Source organism: Adlercreutzia sp. ZJ473, from assembly GCF_013185065.1.
Classification (GTDB): Bacteria; Actinomycetota; Coriobacteriia; order Coriobacteriales; family Eggerthellaceae; genus CAAEEV01.
Map to the genome: position 1 here is coordinate 1 of NZ_JAAVTO010000061.1, position 13,860 is coordinate 13,860.

Annotated in this window: 11 protein-coding genes; 2 read left to right on the forward strand and 9 right to left on the reverse strand. The window is 69.8% G+C overall.

The features are described 5' to 3' along the window. The 8 genes from HRL41_RS10310 to HRL41_RS10345 form a co-directional block, all read right to left on the reverse strand. A partial coding sequence (locus HRL41_RS10310) for a hypothetical protein (protein ID WP_172136958.1) occupies nt 1-1,085 on the reverse strand: 1,085 nt, incomplete at its 3' end. A 162-nt stretch (nt 1,086-1,247) separates the two neighbouring features. Next, nucleotides 1,248-1,832 (reverse strand): YtxH domain-containing protein, encoded by a 585-nt coding sequence (locus HRL41_RS10315; RefSeq protein ID WP_165173723.1) that lies wholly within the window; start codon nt 1,830-1,832, stop codon nt 1,248-1,250. A gap of 157 nt (nt 1,833-1,989) precedes the next feature. Beyond that, a complete protein-coding gene (locus HRL41_RS10320) occupies nt 1,990-3,000 on the reverse strand; it encodes a D-alanine--D-alanine ligase (RefSeq protein WP_172136959.1) in 1,011 nt (336 codons plus the stop codon). Next, complete coding sequence (locus tag HRL41_RS10325; protein WP_253904857.1) at nt 3,000-4,286, reverse strand: PLP-dependent aminotransferase family protein; 1,287 nt, start codon at nt 4,284-4,286, stop codon at nt 3,000-3,002. The genes HRL41_RS10320 and HRL41_RS10325 overlap by 1 nt, the downstream gene beginning before the upstream one ends. 70 nt (nt 4,287-4,356) lie before the next feature. Next, a complete protein-coding gene (locus tag HRL41_RS10330; protein ID WP_172136961.1) occupies nt 4,357-4,758 on the reverse strand; it encodes a hypothetical protein in 402 nt (133 codons plus the stop codon). A gap of 5 nt (nt 4,759-4,763) precedes the next feature. After that, nucleotides 4,764-6,059 (reverse strand): hypothetical protein, encoded by a 1,296-nt coding sequence (locus HRL41_RS10335; RefSeq protein WP_172136962.1) that lies wholly within the window; start codon nt 6,057-6,059, stop codon nt 4,764-4,766. Nucleotides 6,060-6,089: 30 nt separating this feature from the next. After that, on the reverse strand, nt 6,090-7,385 hold the full coding sequence (serS, locus tag HRL41_RS10340; protein ID WP_172136963.1) for a serine--tRNA ligase: 1,296 nt from the start codon (nt 7,383-7,385) through the stop codon (nt 6,090-6,092). An 81-nt stretch (nt 7,386-7,466) separates the two neighbouring features. Then, on the reverse strand, nt 7,467-9,929 hold the full coding sequence (locus HRL41_RS10345; protein WP_172136964.1) for an ATP-binding protein: 2,463 nt from the start codon (nt 9,927-9,929) through the stop codon (nt 7,467-7,469). A 159-nt stretch (nt 9,930-10,088) separates the two neighbouring features. On the opposite strand from HRL41_RS10345, the gene HRL41_RS10350 reads away from it, so the two are divergent. Beyond that, nucleotides 10,089-10,289 (forward strand): DUF6724 family protein, encoded by a 201-nt coding sequence (locus HRL41_RS10350; RefSeq protein WP_172136965.1) that lies wholly within the window; start codon nt 10,089-10,091, stop codon nt 10,287-10,289. Then, entirely contained in the window at nt 10,286-11,155 is an 870-nt protein-coding gene (locus HRL41_RS10355) for a PfkB family carbohydrate kinase (RefSeq protein ID WP_172136966.1), read from the forward strand. The genes HRL41_RS10350 and HRL41_RS10355 overlap by 4 nt, the downstream gene beginning before the upstream one ends. A gap of 38 nt (nt 11,156-11,193) precedes the next feature. Here HRL41_RS10355 and HRL41_RS10360 read toward each other — a convergent pair whose 3' ends face one another. Next, nucleotides 11,194-13,395, reverse strand: a complete 2,202-nt coding sequence (locus tag HRL41_RS10360) for a serine/threonine-protein kinase (RefSeq protein WP_172136967.1) — start codon at nt 13,393-13,395, stop codon at nt 11,194-11,196. Between the last annotated feature and the right edge of the window lie 465 nt (nt 13,396-13,860).

Below are 13,860 nucleotides of genomic sequence, written 5' to 3' on the forward strand. Positions count from 1 at the left end.
GCCCCCGCGCTCGCGCGCGAGCCGGCAGCGGCCGCGCCGGCGCCGGCCGGCTTGCCCGCCTCGATGACGACGTCGTCGGCGAAGTCGAACTCCTCGTCTATAAGGCTCGGGTCGCTGATGACGTTTCCGTCCTCGTCGACGAACACCACCTCGTTGCCGTCCTCGTCGACGAACACGTAGTCGACGTCCTCGTCCGCCTTCGATGCTATCGCAGCCACCTCACCCGAAGATGACGAAAGGCTTACCGTTTCGTCATCTTCGCCCGGCGCGCCCGCCTTGCCCGAGGCGCGGGCGAACTCGTCCTTGAAGTCGGAGAACATGTGCGTCGCGCGCTTGAGCTGGCGGCCCGTGGCGTAGGCGCCCTTCGTGGCCGCCTCGCCCGCAGCCGCCTTCGCCTCGTCGATCTTCGGCTTGGCCGCGTCAACGGCCGCGCGCGCCTTGTCGCCCGCAACCGCCGTGGCCTCCCCCGCCTTCTCGGCGAGGCCGCCCTCCACGGGCAGGCTCTTCACGGCGTCGTCCACCAGGATGGCGCCGCGCACGACGTCCTCTCCCCCCTCCTGGTCAGACACGGAGAGCTCGGCCCCCATGCCGTAGCGGAAGCCGCGGATCAGGTCAGCGGGCACGTGGCGCATGCCCAGAAGCGCGTTGGCCGTGGCGCCCTGCGTCACGTCGAGCGTGACGATGGCGCCCGTGTCGGCGTCGTAGGTGATCGAGCCCACGAGCCCGAAGGCGGTGCCGTCCTGGCACATCACGGGCAGGCCCACCCACAGCACGCACTCGTCCCAGTTCACGCCGAGCGCGTTGCACGCGCCCTTGTCGGTGGCGGCGGGGTCGTCATGCACGAGGACGGCGCCGTCGAGCAGCTCGTAGCCGTTGTATGCCACGAACAGGTCCTTCCGGCGGAACATGAGCGCGAGGTCGGGCCGCTTCACGATGAACCCCACGCAGCGCTTCTCCTGCGGGTGGAACACGCACGCGCGCACCTTCCCCATCTTCTTGGCGGCGTCGGGGTCCTTCTTCTTCGGCTTCTCGATCCAGACCCTCATGCCCACAAGGTCCTTGGTGCAAATCAGTCGCTGCGTCACGAACTCGTCCTCACTATGAAAAAGCGGTCAGGCCGGGGGTTCGACCCCGTGCCTGACCGCATTATATCGGTACCGTATGAAGGGCACGTCGGAACTTGATGCTATCTTGGTGCAGAAGCGACGCGCGGGCTCACGTGAAGCCGGCTGCGAGCGAACGGGCGACTACTGCGGGTCGATCGCGTCAGCTGCCTTCTCGGCGGCGTGCTGGGCGCCCTCGACCACGTCAGCGGCCTTGTCCTCGGCGGCGTCGACCACCTCGTGCGCCTCGGCGGCGACAGCGGGGATGGCCTCGTCGGCGGCAGCGGCGCTCTCCTCGGCGTTCTTCGCCACCTGGGCGGCGATGCGCGCACGCGCGGCCTCGATCTTGTCGCGCAGCTCGTCGTTCTTCTCGGTGAACACCGGCTTCATGCTGCCGGCCGCCTCCTGCACGTTCTCGACCACGTCGGCGCCCTTGTCGCGGACCTCCTCGACGACCTCGGCGCCCTTGGCGCGCACGTCGCTGGCGATCTCGGCGCCCTTGGCCGTCACGTCGCCCGCGACCTCAGCGCCCTTCGCGACAGCCTGCTGGTACACCTGCTGGGCGCCGGCCGCGGCCTGCGAGCCCCAGTCCTGGGCGTCGCCGAGCACGGCGTTCGCCTTGTCGGCGACGATGGCACGCGTCTCCTCACCGGAGCGCGGCGCTGCGAAGAGCGCGGCAACGGCTCCGACGATGCCTCCGATGACAAATACTCCGAACTTGTTGGCCATGACTGCCTCCTTGGGATTGCTTGAGCGTTGGGCTCATTATAGGCGAGCCCGGCCCCCGCGCCCGTGAAACACATGAGGGTTCTACTTTTGGGAACCCCGCCGTTACCTGGTGGGGAAAAAGCCCCGCAGCCGAGGGCCGCGGGGCAGGCGACGCAGGCTAGATCGCGTGGAACACGTCGCCGCGCGCGTGGGCTTGCTCCACCAGCTCGTTCAGCACGGCGGGCAGCGTGAGGCCGGCGGCGGCGCAGGCGGTGGGGAACAGCGAGCGCTCGGTCATGCCCGGCGACACGTCGAGCTCGAAGCAGCGCGCGGACCCGCCGTCCCAGATGAGGTCGACGCGGCCGAGGTCGCGCACGCTGTAAGCGCGGTACACCTCGAGGGCCGCGCACTCGATCTCGGCGCGGATGGCCTGGGCCTGCACCTCGTCGGGCGAGAGCGACGCGAGCCGCACGGGGCAGTGGAAGTCGACGAGCCCGTCCTTGATGCGCGCCTCGGCGTCGTAGAACGCGCCCTTCGGCACGATCTCCACGGGCGGCAGCGCGTAGGCGTCCCAGCCCGTGCCCAAGATGGCCACCGACACCTCCACGCCCTCGACCCACTGCTCGATGTTCACCGCGTCGTCGTAGGACAGCGCGTCGAGCACGGCCTCGCCGAGGTCCTCCTGGCAGTCCACGCGGTGCACGCCGAGCGCGCTGCCGCCATGCGCGGGCTTCACGGCCACCGGGTAGCCGCCGATCACGCGCTCGGGGACCAGGTCGAGCGCCGTGGCGGCGCCCATGTCCTTGAACGCGTCGCGCGCGATGAACACGCCCTGCGGCCACGAGGCGACGGCCGCCTCGCCCGTGATGGAGCGGTACTTCTCAAGCGAGGAGTGCAGCGCGTCCTTGTTCCACGAGCGATGGCACACGCTGGCGGGCGAGCCCACGAACGGGATGCCCAGAAACTCCAGCAGGCTCTGGATGGTGCCGTCCTCGCCGTGCTTGCCGTGCAGCGCGTTGTACACCACGTCGGGCCGCTCGCTGCGCAGCGTGGGGACCAGGTCGGCGTTGGTGTCGAGCGGGACCACGCGGTGGCCCGCCTCCTCGAGGGCCGCGCATACGTTCTTGCCGCTGGCGAGGGAGAACTCGCGCTCGAACGACGAGCCTCCCATCAAAACCGCAACCTTCATCATTCGCTCCTTGTCTGCTCGAAGTCGGTGGCCTTGCCCAAGTCCTTGCCTGAGCCCCTGCTCGAGCCCCTGCCTTGGTCGCTGCCCGAGTCCTTGATCGCGCCCGCCTCCAGGAACACGCGGTAGAGCTCGAGGCGCTCCTCGATCACGCCGGCGAGGCGGCGGACGGCCTCGGTGATGTTCTCAGGGGTCTCGTAGCTGAAGTTGATGCGCATGCAGTTCTTGCCGCGCTGCCCGTCCGGGAAGAACGAGTCGCCCGGCACGTAGGTGACGCCCGCGTCGAGCGCCGCGCCGAGCATGGAGCCCGTGTCAACGTAGGCGGGCAGCGTGACCCACACGAAGAAGCCGCCCTCGGGATGCGTCCAGGTGGCCTCGGGCGGGAAGAACTCCTCGAGCGCGGCGAGCATGGCGTCGCGGCGCACGCGGTAGGTGCGCACGAACTTCTGCAGCGTGCGCTGCCACGGCGTGTCGGTGAAGTAGTGCTCCACCACCACCTGGTCAAACGAGCTGCCGCACAGGTCGGTGCCCTGCTTCACGAGGTTCACCTTGGAGAGCACGCTCTTCGGCGCCACGATCCAGCCCGTGCGCAGGCCCGGCGCGAACACCTTCGAGATGGTGCCGAGGTAGATGACGTCGTCGTCGAGCGCCTTGAGCGGGATCTGGTGGCCGCCCTCGTAGCGCAGGCGCCCGTAGGGGTCGTCCTCGATCACCATGAAGCCGTACTCGTGCGAGAGCTCGAGCAGGCGCTTGCGGCGCTCGGGGATCATGGTGACGCCGCCGGGGTTCTGGAAGTTGGGGATGACGTAGCACAGCTTCAGGCGCGGGTTGCCCTTGCCGATGCGCTCGAGCTCCTCCTCGAGCAGGTCCATGCGCATGCCGTCGTCGTCGAAGTCGATGCAGCGCACGTCGGCCTCGTAGGCGGAGAACGCCTGGAGCGCCGTGAGGTAGGTGGGGCCCTCGGCCAAGATGATGTCGCCCGGGTCGATGAACGCCTTCGCGAGCAGGTCGATGGCCTCCTGCGCGCCGCTCGTGAGCAGGACGTTGCCCGGCTTGCAGCGCACGCCGATGTCGCGCATGAGGTCGCAGAACACCTGCCGCGTCTCCACGCGGCCGTCGGTGGCGCCGTACTGCAGGGCCACCGCGCGCTGGTCGTCGACCGCGGCGCGCACCGCCTTGCGCACCGCCGACGCGGGCAGAAGCGACACGTCGGGCATGCCGCCCGACAGGGAGATGATGTCGGGGCGGACGGCGGCCGAGAACAGGTCGCGCACCGCCGACGAGCGCATCTTCGTCACGCGCCGGGCGACTTTGCCACCCGTTTGATCGAATGTGATATGTGCTGTTGACATGCCTCTCTTACACCGCCTTTCCGTTTACGAACGACAACGCGCTGCGCATCGCCTCGAGCGCAACGAGATCATCCGAGAAGTTTACTTCAACGCGCGCCAGCCCCGCCGCCTCGTCGAGCCATTCCGTCGTTCCTACAAACGTTGCGTCGGTGAGCGAGCGCGGATGCCGCACCTGCTCGTCGATGATCGCGTGCTCGAGCACGTGCGGAAGGGACGTGCGGGCGACGGCGTCGCCGAAGGTGGGGCCGAAGGGGTTCACGCACGTGTGGTACGCCAGCGTGGGGCGCTCGGAGAGGATGGCGCGTGCGAGGGCGGGGTTCGTGAGGCGCGGGGCGTCCGGCGCGACGCGCACGAGCAGCGAGAGGCGCCCGCGCCTGACCGAAACGCGCTCGACGGCGAGGGCGTCCACGAGGGCTACTCGGCCGCGGCGGAGTCGGAGGCGGCTGCGGGGGCGGCTGCGGGGTCGGCGCCGGCGGCGGGGTCGGCCGCAGGGTCGGAGGCGAGGTCGGCGCCGACGGCGGAGTCGGCCGCAGGGTCGGAGGCGGGATCGGCAGAGGGGTCGGAAGCGCCTTCCGCGACGGCCGCGAGGCCTCCCTCGGAGCTGACCGCGGCGCCATCCGCAGGGCCGGCCTCAGCCGCGGCGGCGCTCTCAGAGGCCGACGTGCGCGAGAGCAGCGTGACGTCGCCCTCCCCCGCCGGCGAGGCAGGCGTGCCCTGCGCCGCGGAGACGAGCGCGCCGATCGTCCACCCGAGGTCGTCGACGAGCGTGTCCCACCAGCTGTAAGTGCCGTCCATGATGGCGAGCTGCTGGCGGTCGAGCGAGAAGCGGTAGTGCCCTGCGCCCTGCAGGTAGCTGAAGGTGAAGACGATGTTCTTCTCGTCGGCGTTGAGCACGTAGCGGTACGTGACCTCATCGTTGAGGACGATGTCCCCCTCGGTGAAGGTGATGGGCACGTCGGTGCCCTCGATGTACCACGTGCCCTGGATGTCGGCGGCGTCATCTGCATAGCCCCAGCGGAAGAAGGAGAAGCCGCCGATCACGCCCGCGAGCACCGCCACGACGACCGCGCAGGCCACGAGCGCGACCAGCTTGCCGCCAGGCGGGGCGAAGCGACGACGCTCCGGCTTGGCGCTTGAGGGCTTCGGCTTCGCGGGCTCGTCGTCCTTCGCAGGGCGCGCCACGCGCGCGGACTGCGCAACCGAGGGCCGCGCGGGCTTCGCGTCGTCAGAGGCCGCGCCTGCGCCGGCGGGCTTCGCGTCGTCAGAGGCCACGTCTGCGCCGGCGGGCTTCGCGGAGCCGGCCGCGCCAGCATCGGCCGCGCCCGCCGTAGCAGCCGCACTCGCTTCGCCGGCCGTGCCTACTCCGCCAGCCGTGTTCGCCTCAGCGACCGCGCCCGCCGCGGCGCCTTTGCCGGGCGCGCTCGCCCCTTCGCCAGCACCTTCCTTCGCCGCCTCGGCCTTCAGCACGCGCGGGTTGTTCGTCTTCGCAGCCTTGCCGGCCCGCGCCTTGGGCCTGCCGCCCGCGGCGTCGGCGCTGACGGCGGAGAACGACCCCGTGGCGCGCCTCAGGTGCTCCTCGCGCGTCCGCGGCGCCTGCGACGAGGAGCCCGCAGGCTCCCCCGCCGCAGGCTGCTCGGAGCCGAGCGAGCCACGCGCCTGGGCGATTATGTCGACGGGGCTCAAGGCTCCGTCAGGCTTGTCTTCTGCCACCAGATGCCGCCAAACGCGCGGGGTGCGAGCTTACAGCTCTTCGGGCTTGATGACCGTCACGCCGCCCATGTAGGGAACGAGCACGTCAGGCACGGTCACCGTGCCGTCGGCGTTCTGGTAGTTCTCGATGACGGCGGCCATGGTGCGGCCCACCGCCAGGCCGCTGCCGTTGAGCGTGTACACGTAGCGGCTTCCCTTGAAGTGCTCGGGGTCGCGGTACTTGATGTTCGCGCGGCGCGCCTGGAAGTCGGTGCAGCAGCTGCACGACGAGATCTCCTTGTAGCCGTCGTAGCACGGCAGCCACACCTCGAGGTCGTAGGTCTTCGCGGAGGAGAACCCGATGTCGCCCGTGCACAGGCTGATGACGCGGTACGGCAGGCCCAGCAGCTGCAGGATGTTCTCGGCGTCGGCCACCATGCTCTCGAGGTCGTCGAAGGCCTCCTCGGGCTTGGCGTACTTCACCATCTCCACCTTGGAGAACTGGTGCACGCGGATGATGCCGCGCGTGTCGCGGCCGGCGCTGCCCGCCTCCTCGCGGAAGCACGGCGTGAACGCGCAGTACTTGAGCGGCAGCTTGTCGGCGTCGAGCACCTCGCCGGCGTGGATGTTGGTGAGCTGCACCTCGGCCGTGGGGATGAGGTAGAGGCCGCCCGTGGTCTTGAACAGGTCCTCCTCGAACTTCGGCAGCTGCGCCGTGCCCGTGAGGGTGTTGGCGTTCGCCAGCGCCGGGCACCACCACTCCTTGTAGCCGCGGGAGGTGTGCGTGTCGGCCATGAAGTTGATGAGCGCGCGCTCGAGGCGGGCGCCCAGGCCGCCGAGCAGGTAGAAGCGGCTCTCGGCCAGCTTCACGCCGCGCTCGAAGTCCATGATGCCGAGCTCGGGGCCCAGGTCCCAGTGGGCCTTCGCCTCGAAGCCCTCGGCGGCGAAGTCGCGCGGCGTGCCCCAGCGGCGCACCTCGGGGTTGTCGTTCTCGTCGTCGCCCACCGGCGTGGAGGCGTCGGGCATGTTCGGCACGTGCATGAGCAGGTCGCGCAGGGCGGCGTCGGCCTCCTCGCGACGCGCGGCCACGGTCGCCAGCTCGTCCTTGATGGCGCTCACGCGCTCCTTGGCGACTGCGGCCTCGTCCTTCTTGCCTTGGGACATCATCTGGCCGATGGACTTGGAGAGCGCGTTGCGCTCGGCCTGGAGGGCTTCCTCCTGCTGGATGGCCTCGCGGCGGGCTTCGTCAAGCTCTGAGAACGCCGCTGAATCCCACGGGGCGTGGCGATTCTTCATCGCCTCGGCCACGGCGTCGAGGTTTTCGCGGACGAACTTGATGTCTAGCATGAGCAGCGCTCCTTCGTTGGTCGGCGGCGCGCGCCGAAACCCGCGCTTGCGCCGTCCGAAACCGGTTTCCCAATAGTCGCCCTAGTATAGCGCATGGCGCGGACGGCGGCGGGCCATTTCGGCGATGAGGGTGCCCGTCAGCTCGGCCATGTTGATGGGCTTGGACAGGTGCGCGTTCATGCCGCTCTTGAGCGAGGCGAGCGCGTCGTCGGCGAACGCGTTGGCCGACATGGCGATGATGGGCACCTCGCGCGCGTCGGCGCGGTCGAGCGCGCGGATGGCGCGCGTGGCCTCGTAGCCGTTCATCACGGGCATCTGCACGTCCATGAGCACGGCGTCGAAGGCGCCCACGTCCGAGGCGGCGAACGCGTCGAGGCCCGCCTTGCCGTCGGCGGCCCACTCCACGTGCGCGCCCGCGAAGGAGAGGAGCTCGCAGGCGATCTCGGCGTTGAGGTCGTTGTCCTCCACGATCAGGATGCGCGCGCCCGCGAGCGACCCCTCGGTGGGGGCGGGGGCGAGGGCGGGGGCGCCGTCTGCGTTCCCGCGGGCGCCGCCCTCGCTCCCGCAGGCACCGTCCTCGTTCCCGCAAGCGCCGCCCTCCTCCGCCAGGCGCATGTCGACCACCACCGTGAAGGTGGTGCCCTCGTCCTCGGCCGTCTCCACGTGGATGTCGCCGCCCATGGTGTTCACGATGTTCTTCACGATGGGCATGCCGAGGCCCGTGCCCTGCGAGCGCGAACGGCCCTCCGTGGCGAACGGCTCGAAGAGGTGCTCGAGGTAATCCGGCGCCATGCCGATGCCGCTGTCGGACACCACGAACGTGAGGCGCCGGTAGCCCGCCGGGAGCGCGGGCACGCAGGCCGCCGTCACCTCGAGCCCCACGCGACCGCCGTCAGGCGTGTACTTCACCGCGTTGGCGAGCAGGTTCACCAGCATCTGGCGCACGCGCACGACGTCGCCCAAGTACCACGCGTCAACCGGCCCCGAAAGCACGCACGAGAACTCCTGGCCCTTGTCGCGACACGGGGGCGCGACCAGGTCCTCGATGGAGCGCACTGCGTCGCGCAGGTTGAAGGGCTTCTCGTCGAAGCCCGCCTTGCCGCTCTCGATCTTCGAGATGTCGAGCACCTCGTTGATGAGGTCGAGCAGGTGCGCCGAGGCGTTCTCGATGTTGTCGAGGTTCGACGTGAGCTTTTCGGGGTCGTCCATGTTGCGGCGCGCGATCTTGAGCATCCCCAGGATGACGTTCATGGGCGTGCGGATCTCGTGGCTCATGCGCGAGAGGAACTCCGACTTCGCGCGGTTGGCCGCCTCGGCCGCCTCCATGGCGTCGCGCATCGACAGCTCGATGGCGCGGTCGGCCGTGATGTCGCGCAGGACCACGAGCACCTGCCGCCGGCCGTCGTAGGAGAGCGGGCGCACCGTGTACTCCACGTAGCGCCGGCGGTCGCCGACGGCCATGAAGGAGAACTCGCCCTTGGCGAACTCGCCGACCTCGTTCTCACGCAGGCGTCGAAGCAGGCCCACGCCCTCGTCGGAGAAGCGCAGCCGCTCGGCCAGGCCGGGGTCTTTGATGAGCTCCTCCAGGCGCACGCCGAAGATGTCAACGCCCTTCGCCACGATGGGCGTGACGTGGTCGTCTGCCGGAGAGTACAGGTTGACGGCGAAGTCGAGGCTGTCGGAGAGCGCCTCGTAGAGGCGGGTGCGCATCTTGATGGCGTGCTCGCGCGCTTGGCGGCGGTAGGCGGACAGCACGAGCACGATGGCCAGGACCACGCACGCCCCGCTCAGCGCGAACACCACGGCGAACACCGCCGACACCACCTCGGCCTCGGCGCGCATGTCAGCCGCGGGGATCATGCTGCAGACGTACCACGCGCCCTCGCCCACGGGGGCGAGCGCCACGTAGTACTCATCGCCGTGGGCGAGCCCCAGGTCAAGGTAGGTGTCGCCGGCGGCGACGGCGGCGCGCATGCGCTCGAGGCTGTTCTCGGCGCTCTCCTCGGCGCTCAGCTCGAAGGGGAGGCGCAGCGAAGACGACGCGAGGCGCTCGTCGTAGGCGTACAGCATCTCCCACGCGAGGTCGTACACGAGCGCGCCCGGCTCGACGGGCTGCGCGAGCAGGCCCTCTTCGGTCGACGCCTCCGCCACGCGCCCCGTGGCGGCGTCGAACACGAGGATGGTGTCGATCTTGCCGAAGGCCGCCGCGCCCTGCGGCGGCGCCGCGGCGGCTGCGGGGTCGGCCGGGTCGGCCGCGCCTGCGAGGTCGGCCGCATCTGCGGGGCTGACCTCACCTGCGGGGTCGGCCGCGCCCTGCGGCGGCGTCCCCTCCCCTTCGCCACCTGCGCTTTCGCCGGTGCGCATGACCTCGTTGGCGAACTGGGCGGCCTGCACGGTGAGGGCGAGGGCCTGCCGCTCCCCCGACTGCTCGAGCTTCTCCTCGAGATAGCCTGACAAGGTCGCGAGCACGAGCGTCAGCGCCGCGAGCGCGATGACGCTCACGACGACGAGTCGGCTGCTCTTTTTCCGCATGCCGGCGGCCAAGGTTCGCCCCCTCTTCCGAGTGCGCGCAAAAGCGCCAATCCCCGTGGAGATTGCGTCAGCACACGCAACAGATAGTATACTTTCTCCGATTCAAGTAGCTTAAGCGATGGCGATCTCGCGCTGCGCGCCTGATCCTGAAACGTAACGAGGCTGTCAACTATGGACATTGGCGAGGTTTACCACTTCCTGTTCGAAACGATGCCCGGCATCGGCGTGCTCGTCGGCGCGGGCGCCGTCATCAGCATCATCGTGTGCTTCATCCTCGAGAGGAAGACGCGCAAGCAGTTCAGGAACCATGCGAAGACCGAGGACGACTGGTCGCTGTTCGACGACGATGACGAAGAGGAGAATGAGCTTTGAAACTCTACGAACGTGAAGACGCCTACATCCCGCGCGTCGCGGCCGTGCACGACCTGTGCGGCTACGGCAAGTGCTCGCTCGGCGTGGCCATCCCCGTGCTGTCCGCCGCCGGCTGTGACGTGTGCCCCGTGCCCACCGGGCTGTTCTCGTCGCACACGGCGTTCCCCGGCTGGTACATGCACGACACCACCGACATCCTCGTCGACTACCTGGCCGCGTGGCAGGGAATCGGCGTCGAGATCGACGCGGTGTACTCGGGCTTTCTGGGCGCGCCGGAGCAGGTTGACGTCATTCGCTCACTCTACGAGCGCTACCCGAAGGCGCTGCGCGTGGTTGACCCGGTGATGGCCGACCACGGCAAGGTGTACCCCACCTACACGCCTGAGCTCTGCGACGCCATGGCGAGCCTGGCCTGCGACGCCGACATCCTCACGCCCAACCTCACCGAAGCCGCCATCATCCTGGGCGAGCCCATCGGCGAGAAGTGGGCCGGAACCGACATCTCCGACGCGGAGGCCGCGCGCCTCGTGGGCGCCCTCATCGAGCGCGGCGCGAAGAACGTGGTGCTCAAGGGCATCCAGCGCGAGGGCGAGGACGTGATCCGCAACTTCGTCGGCGGCAAGGACCTGCCCGTGCGCGAGGTGTCGAACGAGTACTTGCCCTACATGCTGCACGGCACCGGCGACGTGTACGCCTCCTGCGTGATAGCCGCCGTGATGGCCGGGCGCGACCTCGAGGACGCCGTCGCGTTCGCCGGCGACTTCGTGCATGACGCCATGATCGTGAGCGCCCAGCAGCCCGACTTCCGCGACCGCGGCGTGAGCTTCGAGCCCCTGCTCGGAAAGGTCACCGCGCTTCTAGGGTAAAGACGCCCGCACGGCGAGCGGTGGTGCGCTGCGGCGCGCTACCACTCGCCTTCCTCGAGGCGGACGCGATCGCAGAGGCTTGCCACGGCGAGGACGATGCCGACCGCCCCGGGAACGAGCGTGCCCACGAGCGCGAGGGGGCTTGGGAGTCCGGCGGCTAGGCCGGCACTGGCAGCTGCGCCTGCGGAGCCAGCGCCGGCGCCCATCCCGGCGGCCAGGGCCGCTCCCGCCACGGCGCCGACGACGAGGGCCGCCGCGGCCACGCAGGCGCCCGCGATGTCGAACGCGCGCGTCCCCCTCATGCAGAACAGCGAGAACAGCGTCGCAGCCGCAATCCAACTCACCGCAACGCACCAGGTCAAAGGCATGACAACCACGTCCGCGAAAGCGTTCGCCACATTCGCGCCCGCGATCTGCGCGCTCGCCGGCACCAGCGCGTTCGCGAAGATATCCCAGCTCATGAGGTCACACGATCCCAGCGACGCGAAGGCGATCGCCGCCACCGCGGAGAACGCCGCCGTGGCCGCAGCCTCGCGCACGTCGAGCACCGCGCCTGCCGCCACGGCGGAGAGCGCCCCGAGCCCGACCGAGCCGCAAAGCGGCTGCAGCAGCGCGCAGACGGCCGGCCCGCTTCCGAAGCGGCCCACGAACCACCACCACGTGACCGCCGCCGCCAAGAGCAGCAGCCCGGGGACGAACGCGAAGTTGAGCAGCAGCATCGCCGCGAAGCACAGGTAAGCGGCGAGCGCGCCGAAGGCGGGCCGCCACGCCGTGAGCGCTGCCAAGGCCGCGAGCACCGCCCAGAACGCGACGGGGAGGTCCGACGCCACGCCGAACAGCCCCGCGCCGCCGAACCGCATGTTCACGAGCGCTACCGCGCTCACCATCACCACGGATGCGACGGCGAGCACGCGTGCGATGACCGCCGCGCCCGTCGGCCCCAGCCGGTCGACCAGCGGCGGCAGGGGCTCGCGCGGCTCCTCAGGCTCGGGCGGCGCGTCGGGCTCCTCTTCCCTCACGATGGCCGCGAGCGCGCGCTTGCCCGCCCGCGCGTTGCCCAGAAGCGGCGTGAGCTCGTCGGCGAAGGCCGCCACCGACTCGTAGCGCTCGTCCGGGTCGGGGTCGAGCGCCGTGAACATGATGTCGTCGGCCGCCGCGTCGAGCGCGTCCCAGCACAGCGACGGCAGCACGAGCTCGGCTTCCTCGATAGCCTCCTCGGCTTCCGCGAACCCCGGCGCGGAAAACGGGTTCGCGCCGGAGAGCATCTCGTAGGTGAGGCTCGCGAGCGCCCACTCGTCGGTGCGCACGTCGAGCGCCTCCTGGCGCATCTGCTCGAGCGGCATGTAGCCGATGGTGCCGCCGCCCGCGGTGCCCTGGCCGCTGGCGTCCATGAGCGTGGCCAGGCCGAAGTCGGTCACCTTCACCACGCCCTTGGTGTTCACGATGACGTTCTCGGGCTTCACGTCGAGGTGCAGCACGTCGGCGTCGTGCGCGAACTCGAGCGCGTGCGCCACCGAGTTGAACACCGCGGCGATCACGTCGAGGCTGATGTCGTCACCCATCTCGCGCATGATGCGCGCGAGCGTCTTGCCCTCCACGTACTCCATGATGATGTAAGCCGTGGCGCCCTCAACCGCGCAGTCGTACACCGTGACGATGTTGGCGTCGTTGAGCTTGGCGACGGTCTGCGCCTCGGCGAGGCCGGGGATGTGGTCGAACAGGTCGTCCGCGTCGAGGTCATCGGAGTCGTCGAAGGAGCCGAAGCGGTCGAAGGGGGTTGAGGGGGCGGAAGCGCCCGCGACGCGGGCCCCGGGACCGGCGTCGGCGCTCGCGGCTCCGGCGTCGTGGGCGCCGGCTTCCCCAGCGCCGGCCCCAGCACCAGCTCCGGCGCCCGCGCGGCGACGCAGGAAGGCCGGCTCTTCGGGGAAGTCGGGGGAGTCGGGAATCTCGAAGTCATCCTCCCAGGGAAGCGGCTCGCGCGCGGGTGCGGCGTCAAGCTCCGCGCGCGCCGCCCGCTCTTCCGCTTCGCGCGCCGCACGCTCCTCGGCCTCGCGCTGCAGGCGCTCCTCCATGGCGAGCAGGTGGGCGCGCGCCATGTCGGCTTCGGAGAGCTCGATGCACTTGATGGCGACGTCGCGCTTGAGGTGGGTGTCGTAGGCGTGCTGGACCGTGCCGTATCCGCCCGCGCCGGCCTTGCCGATGACGCGGTAGCGGTCGAGTATGAGCTGGGTGCGGGCCATGCCGGGTGGGCGCCTCTCGTGCTTCGTTTGATCTGCGATAAGGCGAGCGCACGCTCGGGCGGCGCTCATGCACATGCTATCATACTTCCCAAGAGACGCCCGAGCCGTCAGCCTCCTGCACGTCCACGCAAATCCAACGAACGCGAAGCGCAGGTACCCATGCCCGATCCCGCCGCCCTCCTGCCCGATCGCCTCCCCCGCCGCCTCTCCAACTCCGCCAACAACGTGCGGACCGCGCCAGCCTGCCGCCCCTGTCAGCTCAACGCCCCCCTAATGTTGCGTTGAGTATGAAAATTTCGCACTACGTCGACAGCGCGCCTGCCAACTTCCGTTGCGAGCACGGCGTAACGTTTTTGGGGAGGTATAGCGACTCCGGCGACGAGGGCAGCCGCCAGGCTGGCCGACGAGCCGGAGCGAGGCGAAGGGGGCTCCCCTAATCTCTTATCGACCAAGAATCGAGAAAGA

Coding starts and splice junctions, on each gene's coding strand:
- HRL41_RS10350 (WP_172136965.1), top strand. CDS start 10,089: ATGGACATTGGCGAGGTTTACCACTTCCTGTTCGAAACGATGCCCGGC.
- HRL41_RS10360 (WP_172136967.1), bottom strand. CDS start 13,395: ATGGCCCGCACCCAGCTCATACTCGACCGCTACCGCGTCATCGGCAAG.
- HRL41_RS10315 (WP_165173723.1), bottom strand. CDS start 1,832: ATGGCCAACAAGTTCGGAGTATTTGTCATCGGAGGCATCGTCGGAGCC.
- serS (WP_172136963.1), bottom strand. CDS start 7,385: ATGCTAGACATCAAGTTCGTCCGCGAAAACCTCGACGCCGTGGCCGAG.
- HRL41_RS10325 (WP_253904857.1), bottom strand. CDS start 4,286: ATGCGCTCGTCGGCGGTGCGCGACCTGTTCTCGGCCGCCGTCCGCCCC.
- HRL41_RS10320 (WP_172136959.1), bottom strand. CDS start 3,000: ATGAAGGTTGCGGTTTTGATGGGAGGCTCGTCGTTCGAGCGCGAGTTC.